Here is a 16,338-nt window from a genome sequence, read left to right as displayed (position 1 = left end):
AAACTCACCCCAAAACCAACTAAACCCGCCCCTAAACTAAACCCGCCCCTACAATATCTTGTGAAAGCGAGAATATTTAATAGACCTCATGAAAAATTTATACATAATTTGTGGATATCAGGACTTACGCAAAATACCTAATTCATTATAAAGCTCATTTTTATTATTGCAAACTGTTAAGTTTTGTTGTTCTTCGATATTCTTGATTGCTTGTTGTGTTTCCTCGTTGAAATCATTAATCGTATAAGTTTCTTCTTCAATCCGCTTTTCTTTCTCAGCTTTTTGTAAAAATTCATCCAGATGCTTCTGTAGATATATTGCAAGAGTATTTTGTTGCTCTTCAGGAAGCCGTGAAATTTGCTCAAAGGTTTCTTGTATTAATTTAGTCATTTGATTTCTTTCTCTGAAATTTCTTCTTAGTAAGATTATAGAATAAATTTTCTTGAAATAGAGGGGTAAGGTGGGCAAATTTTGATAATTTTATTAATTTTTTTGAGAGTCTTTCGATCCTGATTTTGCCAGTAAATATAATTGTCCCAAGCCTCGTCAGTCCAAGCCAATATGCGGTTACTCATCTATCAACTGATGTTCAAGAGCTTTCCCCTGCCTATATTGGGCAATGGAACGTTCTAAATGAGCAGCGTTGGCTGGCGACTTTAATAAATGAACCGTTTCCAGTAAACCATTAAAATAATCAAGGGACATGACTACTGCATGATCAGCATCGCGTCTGGTAATTATGGTGTAGTCAGCATCTTCAACTACCCGATCTAACACCGTTTTTAATTGGCTTTTCGCTTCGCTAAACGTTACTACTTTCATTGCTGTTACTTGTACGACTATGAGCACAAGTTAATTGTAGTGGATTTTGATTAATAGTGGTTGCGCGATCGCACTAATGGCAGAGTGTTTAAATAATGCCAGAGTTAAAAAAGCCGATTCATATATTACCCAATCGAGTCGTTTGTGCTTGAGATGATCAAATGGGTTGTAAATCTAAACGTCTAATTAACCTCATGAAAAATTTATACCAAATTTATAGATATCTTAAAAATATTGAATGATTAACGGTTTTTCTGGAATAAATCGAGATTGAAAGACTTCTTTTTTACCAACCGCTTTAAAGTTAGAAATATTCAGGGGAACATCTAAGGGTTTGAGGTCGGTGACTTCCCAAAAAATCGCAAAATTTGGAGCATCAGTTGCCGCCGTAGCTGGACGGTATTTCATCCCTTGGGGATGGCGACCTCGGCGCGAGTCTAAATGACCAATGTATAAGGCTTGCCAGGTTACTTTAGGAATAAAGGAACGATTGTCTTGCAAAGTTGCATAGATAAAAACCTTAACGACCCGATCATTTCGGTCTTGGTCAAGTTTACGAAAAACTTCAAAATCTTGACTCCCAAACGCTACTTTTCCTTCCTGTTCACAAACATCCTGACCGGAAAGCAAATGAATTTCAGGTACGGGCACAAGCAGTGAAAAATTACGGGTGATCGGTTTTACAGTAGAATCGTGCATCAGCATCCTTTTCAACACAAGATAGTTAAATCATCCCATGTTTAGGTCAGAAAGAACAGGGAATGCCACTATCAAATCAATTAAGGGTTAAAGGGAAACCCGTTGAGATAATTCTTTTATTGCTTGATCGGTGCTTAAAAAAATGCGATCGCGTCCCAATTTATCCACAAATCCCACCTTTTCTAATTGATCAAAAATTGGGCCTTTGACCTCAGAAAGATAAAACTCAATTTTCATCTGGTGTAAATCTTCTATCAGACGTTGTAGGGTTTCTAAAGCACTGCCATCAATCGAGTTAATCCCACTACAAACTAACAGTAAATATTCGACTTCTTTCTGTTCTGTTACCAGTTTTAATAAATAATCTTCTAAATATTTAGTATTTACAAAATACAAACTTTCATCAATTCTTATCGCCAAAATATGGGGGCTAGTCGTTACCGGATGTCGTAAAATATTGCGAAAATGTTCCGTATTTTCCACCCGTCCTAAAACAGCAATATGGGGTTTACTGGTTCGTGATAAATATAAAACTAGAGAAATTAATACTCCCAAAATAATTCCCTGTTCTGCACTTGTTAGCAACACCGCAATAAAGGTACTAACCCAAGTAATTCCATCGAGTTTATTATAATTCCATAACCGTTTAAGAGTGGCAAAATCGAGTAAGTTGCCAACGGCGACTAAAATAATTGCAGCTAAACTTGTTTGCGGTAAATAATAAAATAAAGGAGTAAAAAACAAAACTGTTAACATCAAAAATAACGCCGTAATGATTGAGGCTAAGGCTGTATTTGCTCCGGCGGAGAAGTTAACCACAGAACGACTTAACCCTCCTGTGATCGGATAACCTCCGGTGAATGCAGCCGTTATATTTGAGGCTCCCAAAGCAATTAATTCTTGATTTGCTTCAACCTTTTTGCGTTTTTTACTAGCTAAAAATTGACCGACAGAAAAGGCTTCCATAAAGCCAACAAAACTAATAGCTAAGGCAGAAGTTCCTAATAATTGAATTTGGTTTAAATCAAAATTAGGTATAGTAAAAGGTGGAAACCCTTTAGGAATTTCTCCGATCACTTTAACTCCAAATAATTGATCTAAATGTAATAATCCCACTAATATTGAACTACCGATCACTACCATTAAAGGGGCACTTTTCGTGATCGGTATAATCAGAGATTCCTGAATTCCTTGGGATTTAAGATGTTTTCCTAAGCCGCGATTAAAATATAATAATAATGCTAGACTAATAATTCCTAAACTAAAAGTTACTAGATTTAGATTAGGACTTTCTTTAATAATATAAATAACTGTAGTAAAAAATGATTCAGTCTGAGGAATTTTAATTCCCAATAAATGCTTAACTTGACTAAATCCAATCAAAATCGCCGCCGCACTAATAAACCCAGAAATTACCGCTTGACTAAGGAAATTAGCTATAAATCCTAACCGGAAAATCCCGATCAAGAGTTCAATAACTCCTACCATTAAGGCTAAGGTTAAAGCATACCCCCAATATTCCGGTGTGTTTTCGGTTGCGATCGCACTAACGGCCGTTGCTACCATTAAAGAATCCACCGCCACCGGAGCTACAGATAGCATGGAAGCTGTTCCCAAAAACCCATAAACAATCTGAGGAAAAATACTGGCATAGAGTCCCACTTCTGGGGGTAAACCTGCCAGTATTGCATAGGCCATTCCCTGGGGAATTAATAAACTCGCCACAATAATTCCGGCGGTTAAATCTCCGGTTAAATCGTCTCGTTTGTAATTTAATCCCCAATCTAAAATCGGAAAATATTCCCGCATTTTTCCTCAATTACGCACGCTGATTATAGGGTAATTTTGCCAATAACATTGCCATCGCACAGGTATTACTAATTCCGGCAAATAGTAATCCGGCTCCGACAAAGCCACTTAAAAATAGGAAATTCGGAGAAACAAATGCCCCCAATAAAGTCCCGGTTAAAATCAATGACCCGGCAACAATTTGCACCTGCCGCATGATACTAATAGGAGCATTTTTATTAATAACTGTTGGATATCCCGCTTGTTTCCAAGTATTCAATCCCCCCTGTAGGTGGCTCACCTGTTCAAATCCCGAAGCCAATAATTTTTGTGCCGCTTGTCCACTGCGGTTACTGGTTTGACAATACAAAACCACGGGTTTAGAGGAATCCGATGGTACATTTTTAGGATCAAAAGTAGATAAAGGCACTAGAATTGATCCGGCAATATATTCCCCAGCGTGTTCAGAAGGTTCTCGAACATCAATTAAAGTAATTTTATCTTGATCTAGCCATTGTTTTAAGGTTTCAGAATCAATGGACTGTAAGCGATCGCCAAGAGATTTAACCATATTTTTAGATTTGATTAATTAAGTAATTTGGATTAACCCTAACTATTCTATCATACAACATTTTAATAGAATCAGGACTTACGCAATTGCGTACCTACTATTGTGGAAAAACCGGATAATTACAATCAAATTCAACGAATTTATGAGTTAAAACCGAATTTAGTGATTACCGCAATGGCTCATGCTAACCCCTTAGAAGCCCGTGGTATTAATACGAAATGGTCGGTAGAATTCACCTTTGCCCAAATGCACGGGATATTCTGGAGTTAGTAACTCAGCCGTTACGTCGGAATAACAGTCTCAAGGATTTAGGTTGGGATAAGTTAGTTAAGGAAGATGCGAAGGTTTAATTGACAAAATTAGCTAAAATAGATATAGGATTATAGGGGCAAGGTAAGACTTGCCACTATTTTGGTTTACTAGAGGTTAGAAAATGATTAAAGAATTTAATGTACTGATTGATAAAGATTCTGATGGTTATTTTGTGGCTTCAGTTCCTACTTTTAAAGGTTGTCATACACAAGTAAAATCCCTTGATGAGCTTAGGTCAAGGATTCAAGATGCGATCGAACTTCGCCTAGAATTTGAAAATTTTTACTAATAATTATTATGTTATTCAACTCAGATGATGAACTAACAATTTCAGAGTTTTTTGATCCTGATTCTATTAGTGTTTCAACTCGACCGATGACGGTTCAGCAACTGCTAACGAGATTGGAAAATAATCAACTGAATTTAGCTCCAGAGTTTCAAAGAAATCAAGGAATTTGGACTCAAGTAGCTAAAAGTAGATTAATCGAATCTGTTTTAATTCGTTTTCCAATTCCAGCTTTTTATATTGATGCAACAAATGAAGAAGAATGGTTTGTTATTGATGGAATACAACGGTTAACCACTTTTAAAGAATTTTTAATAGAAGAAACCTTGGAATTAAAAAAATTGGAATTTTTAGATCAGCTTAATGGAGCAAAATCTTCTGATATTCCTAATTATTTAAGGCGACGAATTAGAGAAACAGAATTAACTATATTTTTAATCTTAAGAGGAACATCTAAAGATGTTATTTTTAGCTTATATAAGCGAATTAATCGAGGTGGTTCTCCTTTGTCTTCACAGGAAATGCGTTATGCAAAAAGCAAAGATAAGGCGAGGGATTTATTGACAGATCTAGCAAAATCACAGTCTTTCAAAAACGCTACTGATAAGGGTTTAAAAGATAGAAGAATGTTAGCTCAAGAGTGTATTTTACGCTTTTTAGCCTTAACAGATAATCATGCTTTTGAATATAATTTTAAAGATTATGATGTTTTTTTAAATGACAAAATGGCTCAGATAAACCAAATGAGTGAGCAAGAAATTGAATTACTAAGACAGCGTTTTGAACGAGCGATGGATGCAGCTTTTCAGATATTTGGTAAAGATGCTTTTCGTAAACCCAAGTCACCTGAGCGGAAAAGACGGTATCCTATCAATAAAGCTCTATTTGAGGCTTGGTCTGTTAACTTAGATCGATTAGATGATCATGCTATACAAATTTTAGCTCATTGTAAAAATAATTTATATCATAATCTTTTAAATAGAAAACAAAACGGTGAATTTGATGCTATAATTTATAGAAGTACGGGAAATAAAGAAAGTGTCAAAAAACGTTTAGCCCATATTGAAACAATTATTAAGGAAGTTTTGAAATGATTAAAAATTTACGGCTAATCAATTTTAAATCTTTTCAAGATCAAAGCATCTCTTTTAAACCTTTGACCTTATTATCAGGTTTAAATAGTACAGGAAAATCTTCTGTTTTACAAGCTTTGATGCTGTTACGTCGTTCATATCAGAGAGATTTTCTCCCTAACAAGGGTTTAATTTTAAATGATGAACAAGTATATATTGGCACAGGACAAGACGCACTTTTTGAGTATGCAGAAGATGAATTAATTGGATTTGAAATAGATTTAGAAAATGAACATAAAGGAATTTGGTGCTTTAATTATGCTAAAGAATTAGATGTTTTAAAGATAGCATCAGAAAAAGTTGATGATAAAATTTATAAATCCCGCCTTTTTAATGATAAAAAATTTTATTACTTAAAAGCAGAACGAATTGGGCCTCAAATATCATACCCAATGTCAGAGGTTGATGTGATTCAAAAAAAACAACTTGGAATAAATGGAGAGTATGCAACTCATTTTTTAGACGCTTTTGGAAATAAAGATATTCACAATAAAAAATTAATTCATCCTAAAGCAAAATCACTCAGTTTAAAAGATCAAGTTGATGCTTGGATGGGAGAAATAAGCCCTGGCATTTCAATCAAAACTGAACCAAACTTACAAACCCAGCGTGTAAGACTTATATATTCTTTTAAAGAAAGTAGAGGTTATAGTCCCTTTAATGTGGGTTTTGGAGTCACATATACTTTACCTATTTTAGTAGCAATTCTGGCTGCTGAACCCGAAACTTTAATTATTGTTGAAAATCCAGAATCTCATCTGCATCCTAAAGGACAATCTCAAATGGGTGAACTTTTAGGAATTGCAGCAAGTTGTGGGATTCAAATTGTTGTAGAAACCCATAGTGATCATGTTTTGGATGGAATTTGTTTAGCTGTTAAACATGGTGAAATCAATTCTAAAGAAGTACAAATTCACTATTTTAAACGGGAAAAAATACAAGGAAAAATGTTAACAGAAATAATATCTCCTAATATAGATCAAGACGGGCGGATTGATGAATGGCCCGAAGGCTTTTTTGATCAACGTGAAAATGACTTAATGGAGCTAACTTATAATGTACGTCGTGATTAATGAACTTTCATTTCTTGGACAAGCAGAAAATAATTATGATGAAGCAGATAACCTGATGACTGCTGTATTTGAAATAATTGAAGAATTTGATAAAATTTATAAAGGAATTCCAGTTAGAATACATAGTAATTTTTGGGCTTGTCAAATTTCACCAAATTTAACAGTAGCAGAATGGTTGCGGAACAAACAAAACTTAGAGAGGAAAAAAAATAAAAATAATCAATTTAGCCTGTTTTTACAAATAACTCGGAAAGGCCCTTTTATTGATCGCGAACTTGAGGACAAATTAAAAAGAGAAGAAATTCCTTTTTTTAAATGTGAATTCAAGGAAAAAGATGTTTCTAAAAGTTCTTTAGCAGGTGTTGTATATTTCCAAATTTATGATCATATCATGAGCAAAATTATCAGTTTACCAAAAGCTCCTGCTTTCTCAAAAGAATCTCTTAAAATTAAATTTACTACAGATGGGAAATACCATTTAATAGAAATTACTAATTTGAACTATGTTAGTCAAGCTAAAAAGTTACTACCTAAATATATCCCCAGCCCTAAACATCGTAAGCAAGGTGAACGAGGAGTGAAAGGAACATTGATGGATTTAAGTGATGCAGAAGCTCAAGAAGTCTTGAATGAAAGCTACCGTAATAATTGGTTGTATGGGAAAAAGTTTTATGGGTATAAAAATGGTAAGTTTTATGAATTTCAACCGGATAATGTTGATGGTTATCACGGATATCCTATTGAACGGGATGATGTTCCTAATCCCGTTCTTAAAAAGATGAAACTATAAACCATAAATTAGATTAAATATAGTATAATTGAAACTCGGTAATTAATAACTGAAATCATGTTTTATTCCTACGTCGTAAGCAAGTTTAGATCGGATTTAGGATTAAAACTCTACTTTATCATAAATATCAGCAACGGCAATTTCAAAAGATATCGAGTTAAGCACTAAGGTTTCATTGCTATTATTATACTCCATAAATATCCAGTGTTTCTGATCGGTTTTATAATAGTGTTCAATCTGAATATTATATTGATCAATCAAAATATATTCTTGAAAAGTGGGAAGGGTACGATAGGCGGCAAATTTTTCGTCTTTGTCGTAGTTTCTAGTTGATGCGGATAATACTTCTACAAGAATTAATGGATTTGTAATTGTATCTTTTCTCCCTTCTTGGAGTTGAATATCACCCTGAATTACCATAATATCAGGATAGGTATAGAGGCGTTTTTCAGGAATCCAAAGACGTTGATCGGTAACAAATACGCGATAGGGTTGACGCTTGAGGGCAAAATTCAGCGTCGCGTAGAGATTACCAGTAATTTGATTATGATTGGGAGTTCCACCGGTCATAGGTCTAATTTCACCTTCAATATATTCGTGGCGTTCTGGAGAATTAACTTCAAAATTGAGGTATTCTTCCAGAGAATAGACGTTTTTTTGTTCAACTTGTAAAATCATTGTATTTTCCCTATCCTAAAATAGAATTGTAACCTATTTATAGATTAGCAAATTTTTTTAACTTATGTTTCAAGCAACTCGACGACGGTTAGCAATTTGGTATACCGCAGTTACCGCTATTTTATTATTACTATTTGCGAGTGGGTTTTATTTCTATGTGCGAAATACCTTAATTGAACGGATTGATGATACCTTAAATCACGTTGTGGAGGTGGTAGAACGTTCTTTGGTAATTGAACCCGTAACGACGCCTCCAGCCATGTCTCCGGCGGTTTTAGCAGGTCAATTTCAAGTCAATGTTGAAGCCAGTTTTAGAAATAATTTGAATAACGTTGAAGATGATCATATTGATATTGAATGGTTTAGTCCTACGGGTGAATTATTATGGTCTACCTTTTCTCAAGTATTAGATATTCCAGTTGATCCTAAGCACAGTGGGGAAACGGTACATATTTCTGAAGATAATAATGTTTCAGAAACGATTTTAAGACAAGTTACAGATCGGGTGGAAATCGGACGACAAGTATTAGGCTATTTGCGAGTCAGTCATCCTTGGTTTGAAGTGACAAAACCCATTCAGCAGTTAATTTTTGATTTGACTTTAGGAACTATTTTAATGTTAATTGGTGTGGCTACTATTGGCTGGTTTTTATCGGGTTTAGCCATGGAACCTGTGCGGGATTCTTACCAACGTTTAAAACAATTTACCGCCGATGCTTCCCATGAATTAAGAAGTCCGATTGCGATGATTCAAACTAATGTACAAGTGGCTTTAGCAGAACCTAATTTATCTAGTTCAGAACAACAACACTTGCAAGTTATTGAACGAATTACCCGCCGTTTAGGTCGGTTAGTGGATGATTTATTGTTTTTAGCTAGACAGGATAGCGGGATTATTAAACCTCAATTTATTTCCCTTCCTTTGGATGGGTTATTAATGGAAGTAGTGGAAGAACAAACAGCGATCGCAACTCAACAAGGAATCCAACTTTCCTTAAATTTTATTGAGGATATTGAGGATATTATTCTCAATTCAGATAGTAATTATTCCCAGGAAAATGAACCCTTTAATTTAGAGGGGGATTGGGATCAATTAGTGCGATTATTTACTAATTTAGTTAGTAATTCCGTACAGTATACTCCTTCTGGGGGTGAGATTAAAATTGAATTAAAATCTATAACCAAACCCAAGCGACAAGCTGCATTAGGAAAAATGACAGAATCTTGGGAAAAATCAAATTCCCTCTTGAAATTTGAAGGATTACAAGTTATAATAAAAGACACAGGAATTGGGATTCCAACTGAAGCATTACCTAATATTTTTGACCGTTTTTATCGGGTTGATCCCTCTCGAACTCATCGCAATAGTGGGGGGTCTGGTTTGGGTTTGGCGATCGCCCAAGCTATTGTGGAAAACCATCACGGTCAAATTGATTTAGACAGCCAAATTAACCAAGGAACAACCGCTACAGTCCTCTTACCCCTGCATTCTAGCGGGTTGTAGGCGATTAGAAATTTAATTTTCCATTCCCCCTTGACACTCCAGTTGAGAGGAGACTTTAGAATAAAAATCAACAACATTGTGGGGTGTCCAAACCGAGGACACGCACCACCAAACTGAACTCAAAATGGAGTTTAAACCATGAAAACAAGCTATTTACGATTAAAAGGAATGGGGTGCGCCTCCTGCGCCAATACTATAGAAACAGCGATTCAAAATGTGGATGGGGTTGGGATTTGTCATGTTAATTTTGGGGCGGAACAAGCAACAGTTGAATTTGATCCAGATCAAACTAATATTGAGAAAATTCAACAGGCGGTTACGGATGCGGGATATACGGCTAAACCCATAGAAGATACAACATCTGATCTCCAAGATAGTGAAAAAGAAAACCGAAAAATTGAACAAAAATTAACCCAAAAGGTTTTAATAAGTGCCATTGTCAGTGGGTTTTTAGTCATTGGAGGATTACCGATGATGACGGGTTTGAATTTACCTTTTATTCCCCCATGGATGCACAACCCTTGGTTACAATTAATCCTAACAACACCGATTCTATTTTGGTCGGGTCAATCCTTTTTTATGGGAGCTTGGAAAGGATTAAAACGTCATCAGGCGGATATGAATACCTTAATTGCTGTGGGAACAGGATCGGCTTATTTATATTCTATTTTTGTTACCTTTTTCCCGCAATTTTTCCTAAATCAAGGGTTATCGGCGGATGTTTATTATGAATCTGCGGTTATGATTATTACCTTGATTTTACTAGGTCAATTATTAGAAAATAAAGCCAGAGGAAAAACCTCCGATGCGATTAAAAAATTAATGGGATTACAAGCTAAAACAGCCCGGGTAATTCGGTCTGGAGAAGAAATTGATATTCCGATTGAAACTGTTAATTTGGGGGATATTATTCGAGTACGTCCTGGGGAAAAAATCACCGTTGATGGAGAAGTAATTGAAGGTAATTCTACCGTTGATGAAGGGATGGTGACGGGGGAAAGTATTCCCGTTGAAAAACATCCTGGGGATGAGGTAATTGGAGCTACAATTAATAAAACTGGAAGTTTTAAATTTCGAGCTTCACGGGTGGGAAAAGATACGGTATTAGCCCAAATTGTGCAGTTAGTTCAACAGGCGCAGGGGTCAAAAGCACCAATTCAAAAATTAGCAGATCAGGTGACGGGTTGGTTTGTTCCGGCTGTAATTGCGATCGCGATCGCTACTTTTATTCTCTGGTTTAATTTAACCGGAAATATCACTTTAGCCATTACCACTACCGTAGGAGTTTTAATTATTGCTTGTCCCTGTGCATTAGGATTAGCTACACCGACTTCTGTGATGGTTGGAACGGGTTTAGGGGCAGAAAATGGGATTTTAATTAAAGGAGCAGATAGTCTGGAATTAGCCCACAAAATCCAAACGATTGTATTAGATAAAACTGGAACTTTAACCGCCGGAAAACCAACCGTAACCCACTATATAACCGTCGGAGGAACGAATAACGATCATGAATTGAAGTTATTAAAATTAGCCGCAGCAATTGAACAGCAATCGGAACATCCCTTAGCAGAAGCAATTGTTGAATATGCTAAAACTCAAGGAGTTAATTTTCCCTTACCTGAAATTAATAATTTTCAAGCCTTGGGGGGAATGGGAGTTCAAGGTTATATTTCAGATCAATTGGTACAAATTGGCACCTCTCGCTGGATGGAAGAATTAGGAATTAAAACCGAACCTTTACAACAGTATCAATCGAGTTGGGAAGCGGAAGGAAAAACAACTGCTTGGATAGCATTAGATGGAGAAATAGAAGGGTTATTTGCGATTTCTGATGCTCTAAAAGCAACTTCTAAAACGGCAATTCAAGCGTTACAAAAAATGGGTTTAGAGGTAGTTATGTTAACAGGAGATAATCAAAAAACCGCCGAAGCGATCGCCTCGGAAGTGGGAATTAAACGGGTATTTGCAGAAGTCCGTCCCGACCAAAAAGCGAATATGATTAAATCCTTACAAAATGAACGGAAAGGGCAAAAAAAACAGGATCAAATTGTAGCGATGGTGGGGGATGGAATTAATGATGCTCCGGCTTTAGCTCAAGCGGATGTGGGAATTGCGATTGGAACTGGGACAGATGTGGCGATCGCTGCTAGTGATATTACCTTAATTTCAGGGGATTTAATCGGGATAGTTACTGCTATTAAACTTAGCAAAGCTACGATGAATAATATTCGCCAAAACCTGTTTTTTGCCTTTATCTATAACTCGGCTGGAATCCCTATTGCATCTGGAATTTTATACCCTTTAACGGGTTGGTTACTGAATCCAATTATTGCCGGAGGAGCCATGGCATTAAGTTCAATTTCTGTTGTTACTAATGCGTTAAGATTACGTCAGTTTAAGCTGGATTAATTTCTAAATAGGGAATAGCCCCCCCAAACCCCCCGTGTACGGGGGGCTAGGGGGGGAGGGAATAGGGAATAGCCCCCCCAAACTCCCCGTGTACGGCAGGCTAGGGGGGGAGGGAATAGGGAAGAAAAAATCTCACCCTCTGGGTTTGAGTATTATTATAATCAGGAGATCAAATCATGAACAAAAAACTAAAAATCGGATTACAATTGAGCGGAATTTTTCTATCTATTTTAATTGGGAATTGTGCCCCAGTTCGGTCAATGGAAGCCCATACAGAACCCGCCAATAATCAATTGCGGACAATTGAACAGCCCTTATTAACTAAAATGGTGGTTACTGCGGGGGGATTAGCCTTAATTGGCTTAGAACTTTGGTGGTTTTTATTGAGTAAATCTAAAGCCAAAAAAGCAACAATCAATCAAGATGCTCAAGAATTAGATATTTTAGTGGATGGAGGCTATCAACCTAACCACATTACTGTTCAATTGGGTAAAAAAGTCCGTCTGAACTTCATTCGTAAAGATCCTAGTCATTGCTTAGATAAAGTGTTGTTTCCTGACTTTAATATTGCTCAAGATTTACCGATGAATCAAACTACAACCATTGAGTTTCTTCCTGAAGAATCTGGAGAATATACCTTTAGTTGTGGGATGAATATGATCCGGGGAGTTTTAGAGGTTCAGCATTTAAACGCTATTTAAACGGAACAACATTAGGGCTAATTCATGAATTTACCCAGTCGAAAGTAAGATGATTAGAGTGAAGCGGACGATGGGACTCGAACCCACGACGTTCAGCATGGGAAGCTGACATTCTACCACTGAATTACGTCCGCGACTGGGTTTTATTTTCAGTCACTAACGATTATAACCCAATTTTCCCAATTTTCAATACCCAAAATCCAGAAAAAACGAAAACCCGCGAACAGCAATACTAGGATAACGGGTTAGGAGGACTGAAGATCGATTAGGAAAGATCACTAACCATAGGTTTTTGAGCATCTACTACTATTGATGGGAAGTATTATTGTTTTTTGGCTATTGTTTATTGATTTATTATTGATTTTCATTAATGAACAAGACTACCACTACTCCCCCTGTGATCCCAAAACCTAACAGAAAAATTTTGATCTCTGAATTGCAACGCCGTCAGAAACCTCGCTAGAAAGCTCTAGAGATGAATTGAGGGTTGTCAGGTCTACCCCTTTTGATTTGCTGATTTCGGTGTTCTTGGTTCTAGTATTGATCAATCAAATCATTGCTATAATTCAATCTCATATAATCTCAATCCCTTGATTTATGGGGTTTTACAGAATTATTTGATCTGAGTTGATGATATTGGTAAAATTATATGTAATAATATAAAATTATAGATGTCAATCTATGATAAAAATCCCGAAAATTATCAAATATTGGGTAAAAGGAGGATATAGAATTTTGATGCAGGCAACATTACACCAATTAAAGGTATTTGAGGCGGTGGCCCGTCATCGTAGCTTTACTAAAGCCGCCGAAGAAATGATGATTACCCAGCCAACGGTCTCCACCCAAGTTAAACAACTGACTCAGACCGTGGGTTTACCGTTATTTGAACAAATTGGCAAACAACTCTATCTTACCGAAGCCGGGGAATCTTTATTATCTACCTGTCAGAATATTTTTGAACAGTTGGATAATTTAGAAATGCAGATAGCAGCATTAAAAGGAACAAAACAAGGACGGTTACGGTTAGGAGTAGTTTCAACAGCTAAATATTTTGTCCCTCGATTATTAGGTTATTTTTGTCAACAATATCCGGGGATTGATATTGCCTTGCAAGTCACCAATCATGCCACTTTAATTCAACGAATGCAAGATAATGAGGATGATTTGTATATTCTGAGTCAACCTCCTGAAGATATTGCTTTATCCAGTCAACCTTTTTTAGATAATCCTTTAGTAGTGGTGGCTAGACAGGATCATCCTTTGGTGGGAGAAAAAAATATTCCAATTAAATCTTTAATGGGAGAACCTTTTATTATGCGAGAACAAGGTTCAGGAACCCGACAGGCGATTCAAAATCTTTTTGATCGTTATAAAATTGATGTAAAAGTTCGGTTGGAATTAGGCAGTAATGAGGCAATTAAACAAGGAATTGCTGGTGGATTAGGAATTTCAGTTTTATCTAAACATACTTTAATTGCAGAACAACTCATGGGAGAACTTGCTATTTTAGATGTGCAGCATTTCCCGATTCATTTGCGTTGGTATGTCACCCATTTAGAAGGAAAGCAAATATCTATTATTGCAGAAACATTTTTAAAATTTTTATTAGAAAATAGTAATCATGTTCCTACCTTAGAAACAATCACCTTAAATCAGCAACGCTCTGCAAACAATGGTCATGAAAATTTAGTGAAAATGGGAGCGGGGATTAATAATTTAAGAATATAGCAATATAGGGGGTCGGGAAAGATTGCTCTATCTGGAGAAATTGAGAATAGGGTCTTATTTATGATTTAACATTCTATCCTTAAATCGGTGCTATAGATAATCCCTAAACCCCACGTAGAGACGTTGTATGCAACGTCTCTACACGATACTGAAATCGGATAGTTGAGCAGGTGCATTCGATGACAATGAACGCACCCGACTTACTATTTTTTAAGAACGGCTAATCCGATAGCGCAAGGAGTAATCCCAGGTAGACCAACCGCCGCCTCCTTTCTTACTCATTTTCCACTCTCGCTCTTCAAGAGATGGCCCAATGGAGGAAATTTCTAATTCGGTAGCACCCAGTAAGTCATCTCGATCCAAACTAGAGAGAATGCCCGACGCAGCTGTAGCGATTCCAAGGATCTTGCCCGCCATCACTCCTTCTGGGCCGACTCCTGCTAAAGCACTTGAAACATTACGGCTGATCTCCTGAACTTTAGTGCCGTGTTGAGCCCAGTCTTTTGCAGCATCTTCGTCATAAGCCTTTAGTCCTCCTTTGATGGTTTGTCCTTCTGGGATTTCGCCATCAAATAAAACGGAGTCATCGGGACGAAATGTTTTTCTTTGCTTATCATTAATTTTGATAGGGCGCGTTAGAATTGCTTTTGTTTGTCCGCCTCCGACCAAAGCACCGACTAAATAAAAATCATCAGCACCTGTGACATCTTCGGTATCTCCACAATAAACGTCAACTAATTCAATTCTTACCTTTGTCATATATAGCAATCCTAAATGATTTTCTATATATAAGTATACTGATGAATTTTGGGAAAATCAAATTTATGTTCCTTAGTAAAAAACTCGAACAAAAATTTGATAATCTTAAACGACCTGCATAAATACCAATACTTCCTCAAAAAGTTTTTCGCTTGTAACCAAATATCTTCAACCGGATTTTGTTGCGGAGCATTAGGAGCAAATAAAATACAAGTAATTAAAAAATCATCAGGTTCTTTATCACCATTTATTTCTGATAAAAATTCTCTAAATTCTCCAAATCTATGATAGCTCGCTCCATCCCAAATTAAGATAATTCTCTTGTTTTTATATTGGTTTTGTAAGTATTTTATAAATTCAATTGTTGATTTTCCATCCCCAGATGGGTAACTTTTAACATGGAATCTTTTGCTTTGATAATTCAGTGCTCCAAAATAAGTTTGTCGCTCTTTTTCATTGGTAATTGGAACTTCAATTCTTAGATTTGATTGACCCCAAACGTAGCCATTAACATCTCCATGAAGTAGATGACATTCATCTAAAAAAAATACTATTACTTCCCCCGATTCTATGCCAGCCTTTTGTTTTGATAACATCTCATTAATTTCTTCTCTCTTTTTTTTTACTTGCTCTTCGTTAAATTTTGGATTCACCTTTTGAGACTTCTTCCAACTAATATTTGCCTGGTCAAAAAGTTTATAGTAGCTTTGTTTCGATTTATATATTACCCCAAATTCTTGATCCACATAAGTAACTAATTCATCTAAATCCCAATACTTTTTATTCTTTAACCACTCAATTACTTCTGTTTTTTCTTGAATACTTAAATACCCTTTTGAGCCTTTATATCCTAGTTTTAATCCAGCGATTCCTTTGACTTTAAAAACTTTTTTCCAATGCCCAACAAAAAATTCGCTTACACCTAAAATTTGGCTGATTTCACGGTAAATTTTACCGGTGAGTGCCATCCTGACAGCTATTGCTCGTTTTAGTTCTCTTGCCGAAAGATTACTCTCAATTAAAATTTCTAATTCAGCTATTTCTTTGTTCCGCTCTTTTTCTGCCTGTTGTAAGTCATTCAT

The 16,338-nt window shown here is 36.2% G+C and carries 17 protein-coding genes, 1 tRNA gene and 1 pseudogene; 9 read left to right on the top strand and 10 right to left on the bottom strand.

What is annotated here, in order from left to right; all coding sequences use genetic code 11:
• Positions 1 to 117 precede the first annotated feature (117 nt).
• The 6 genes from NMG86_RS20355 to NMG86_RS20330 form a co-directional block, all read right to left on the bottom strand.
• Positions 118 to 390, bottom strand: coding sequence for a hypothetical protein (locus NMG86_RS20355; protein ID WP_026785374.1), 273 nt, complete (start codon positions 388 to 390; stop codon positions 118 to 120).
• A 35-nt stretch (positions 391 to 425) separates the two neighbouring features.
• Positions 426 to 575, bottom strand: a complete 150-nt coding sequence (locus tag NMG86_RS20350; protein WP_081693770.1) for a type II toxin-antitoxin system YoeB family toxin — start codon at positions 573 to 575, stop codon at positions 426 to 428.
• On the bottom strand, positions 568 to 822 hold the full coding sequence (locus NMG86_RS20345; protein WP_026785375.1) for a type II toxin-antitoxin system Phd/YefM family antitoxin: 255 nt from the start codon (positions 820 to 822) through the stop codon (positions 568 to 570). The genes NMG86_RS20350 and NMG86_RS20345 overlap by 8 nt, the downstream gene beginning before the upstream one ends.
• A gap of 225 nt (positions 823 to 1,047) precedes the next feature.
• Complete coding sequence (locus tag NMG86_RS20340; protein WP_026785376.1) at positions 1,048 to 1,521, bottom strand: hypothetical protein; 474 nt, start codon at positions 1,519 to 1,521, stop codon at positions 1,048 to 1,050.
• 87 nt (positions 1,522 to 1,608) lie between these two features.
• Entirely contained in the window at positions 1,609 to 3,330 is a 1,722-nt protein-coding gene (locus NMG86_RS20335; protein WP_043939062.1) for a SulP family inorganic anion transporter, read from the bottom strand.
• Between the two features lie 10 nt (positions 3,331 to 3,340).
• The gene (locus NMG86_RS20330; protein ID WP_026785377.1) at positions 3,341 to 3,880 is read right to left on the bottom strand and encodes a rhodanese-like domain-containing protein; all 540 of its coding nucleotides are present in this window, start codon (positions 3,878 to 3,880) and stop codon (positions 3,341 to 3,343) included.
• A gap of 93 nt (positions 3,881 to 3,973) precedes the next feature.
• Here NMG86_RS20330 and NMG86_RS20325 point away from each other — a divergent pair.
• The 5 genes and pseudogenes from NMG86_RS20325 to NMG86_RS20305 all read left to right on the top strand — a co-directional run.
• Positions 3,974 to 4,230: pseudogene (locus NMG86_RS20325) on the top strand (ferredoxin:protochlorophyllide reductase (ATP-dependent) subunit N); the annotation flags it as partial.
• An 83-nt stretch (positions 4,231 to 4,313) separates the two neighbouring features.
• Entirely contained in the window at positions 4,314 to 4,481 is a 168-nt protein-coding gene (locus NMG86_RS20320) for a type II toxin-antitoxin system HicB family antitoxin (protein WP_071782617.1), read from the top strand.
• Between the two features lie 8 nt (positions 4,482 to 4,489).
• Complete coding sequence (locus NMG86_RS20315) at positions 4,490 to 5,572, top strand: DUF262 domain-containing protein (protein WP_043936740.1); 1,083 nt, start codon at positions 4,490 to 4,492, stop codon at positions 5,570 to 5,572.
• Positions 5,569 to 6,684, top strand: a complete 1,116-nt coding sequence (locus tag NMG86_RS20310) for an AAA family ATPase (protein WP_026785378.1) — start codon at positions 5,569 to 5,571, stop codon at positions 6,682 to 6,684. Before NMG86_RS20315 ends, NMG86_RS20310 begins: the two co-directional genes overlap by 4 nt.
• Complete coding sequence (locus NMG86_RS20305; protein ID WP_026798796.1) at positions 6,677 to 7,474, top strand: hypothetical protein; 798 nt, start codon at positions 6,677 to 6,679, stop codon at positions 7,472 to 7,474. Before NMG86_RS20310 ends, NMG86_RS20305 begins: the two co-directional genes overlap by 8 nt.
• 102 nt (positions 7,475 to 7,576) lie before the next feature.
• Here NMG86_RS20305 and NMG86_RS20300 read toward each other — a convergent pair whose 3' ends face one another.
• Positions 7,577 to 8,152, bottom strand: coding sequence for a Uma2 family endonuclease (locus NMG86_RS20300; protein WP_026785380.1), 576 nt, complete (start codon positions 8,150 to 8,152; stop codon positions 7,577 to 7,579).
• Between the two features lie 64 nt (positions 8,153 to 8,216).
• On the opposite strand from NMG86_RS20300, the gene NMG86_RS20295 reads away from it, so the two are divergent.
• The 3 genes from NMG86_RS20295 to NMG86_RS20285 all read left to right on the top strand — a co-directional run bounded on the left by NMG86_RS20295 (position 8,217) and on the right by NMG86_RS20285 (position 12,766).
• Positions 8,217 to 9,656: a sensor histidine kinase gene (locus NMG86_RS20295; RefSeq protein WP_026785381.1), complete on the top strand. Its 1,440-nt coding sequence runs from the start codon at positions 8,217 to 8,219 to the stop codon at positions 9,654 to 9,656.
• A gap of 138 nt (positions 9,657 to 9,794) precedes the next feature.
• The gene (locus NMG86_RS20290; protein ID WP_026796377.1) at positions 9,795 to 12,065 is read left to right on the top strand and encodes a heavy metal translocating P-type ATPase; all 2,271 of its coding nucleotides are present in this window, start codon (positions 9,795 to 9,797) and stop codon (positions 12,063 to 12,065) included.
• Between the two features lie 176 nt (positions 12,066 to 12,241).
• Positions 12,242 to 12,766 (top strand): cupredoxin domain-containing protein, encoded by a 525-nt coding sequence (locus tag NMG86_RS20285; RefSeq protein WP_026796376.1) that lies wholly within the window; start codon positions 12,242 to 12,244, stop codon positions 12,764 to 12,766.
• A 62-nt stretch (positions 12,767 to 12,828) separates the two neighbouring features.
• Here the strand turns inward: NMG86_RS20285 and NMG86_RS20280 are convergent.
• Positions 12,829 to 12,900, bottom strand: a tRNA-Gly gene (locus tag NMG86_RS20280).
• Positions 12,901 to 13,501: 601 nt separating this feature from the next.
• Here NMG86_RS20280 and NMG86_RS20275 point away from each other — a divergent pair.
• Positions 13,502 to 14,497, top strand: a complete 996-nt coding sequence (locus tag NMG86_RS20275) for a LysR family transcriptional regulator (RefSeq protein ID WP_081694498.1) — start codon at positions 13,502 to 13,504, stop codon at positions 14,495 to 14,497.
• 210 nt (positions 14,498 to 14,707) lie between these two features.
• Here NMG86_RS20275 and NMG86_RS20270 read toward each other — a convergent pair whose 3' ends face one another.
• Together NMG86_RS20270 and NMG86_RS20265 are read right to left on the bottom strand one after the other, a co-directional pair.
• Complete coding sequence (locus NMG86_RS20270; protein ID WP_026796375.1) at positions 14,708 to 15,256, bottom strand: hypothetical protein; 549 nt, start codon at positions 15,254 to 15,256, stop codon at positions 14,708 to 14,710.
• A 23-nt stretch (positions 15,257 to 15,279) separates the two neighbouring features.
• Positions 15,280 to 16,338, bottom strand: coding sequence for an IS630 family transposase (locus NMG86_RS20265; RefSeq protein ID WP_042152127.1), 1,059 nt, complete (start codon positions 16,336 to 16,338; stop codon positions 15,280 to 15,282).

The sequence above is a fragment of the Planktothrix rubescens CCAP 1459/22 genome, from assembly GCA_904830895.1.
GTDB classification, from domain to species: domain Bacteria; phylum Cyanobacteriota; class Cyanobacteriia; order Cyanobacteriales; family Microcoleaceae; genus Planktothrix; species Planktothrix agardhii.
Note: the sequence above shows the minus strand (reverse complement) of the source record. Positions and strands in the feature narration are given on the sequence as shown.

Coding starts and splice junctions, on each gene's coding strand:
- NMG86_RS20355 (WP_026785374.1), bottom strand. CDS start 390: ATGACTAAATTAATACAAGAAACCTTTGAGCAAATTTCACGGCTTCCT.
- NMG86_RS20350 (WP_081693770.1), bottom strand. CDS start 575: ATGAGTAACCGCATATTGGCTTGGACTGACGAGGCTTGGGACAATTAT.
- NMG86_RS20345 (WP_026785375.1), bottom strand. CDS start 822: ATGAAAGTAGTAACGTTTAGCGAAGCGAAAAGCCAATTAAAAACGGTG.
- NMG86_RS20340 (WP_026785376.1), bottom strand. CDS start 1,521: ATGCACGATTCTACTGTAAAACCGATCACCCGTAATTTTTCACTGCTT.
- NMG86_RS20335 (WP_043939062.1), bottom strand. CDS start 3,330: ATGCGGGAATATTTTCCGATTTTAGATTGGGGATTAAATTACAAACGA.
- NMG86_RS20330 (WP_026785377.1), bottom strand. CDS start 3,880: ATGGTTAAATCTCTTGGCGATCGCTTACAGTCCATTGATTCTGAAACC.
- NMG86_RS20320 (WP_071782617.1), top strand. CDS start 4,314: ATGATTAAAGAATTTAATGTACTGATTGATAAAGATTCTGATGGTTAT.
- NMG86_RS20315 (WP_043936740.1), top strand. CDS start 4,490: ATGTTATTCAACTCAGATGATGAACTAACAATTTCAGAGTTTTTTGAT.
- NMG86_RS20310 (WP_026785378.1), top strand. CDS start 5,569: ATGATTAAAAATTTACGGCTAATCAATTTTAAATCTTTTCAAGATCAA.
- NMG86_RS20300 (WP_026785380.1), bottom strand. CDS start 8,152: ATGATTTTACAAGTTGAACAAAAAAACGTCTATTCTCTGGAAGAATAC.
- NMG86_RS20295 (WP_026785381.1), top strand. CDS start 8,217: ATGTTTCAAGCAACTCGACGACGGTTAGCAATTTGGTATACCGCAGTT.
- NMG86_RS20290 (WP_026796377.1), top strand. CDS start 9,795: ATGAAAACAAGCTATTTACGATTAAAAGGAATGGGGTGCGCCTCCTGC.
- NMG86_RS20285 (WP_026796376.1), top strand. CDS start 12,242: ATGAACAAAAAACTAAAAATCGGATTACAATTGAGCGGAATTTTTCTA.
- NMG86_RS20270 (WP_026796375.1), bottom strand. CDS start 15,256: ATGACAAAGGTAAGAATTGAATTAGTTGACGTTTATTGTGGAGATACC.
- NMG86_RS20265 (WP_042152127.1), bottom strand. CDS start 16,338: ATGAATGACTTACAACAGGCAGAAAAAGAGCGGAACAAAGAAATAGCT.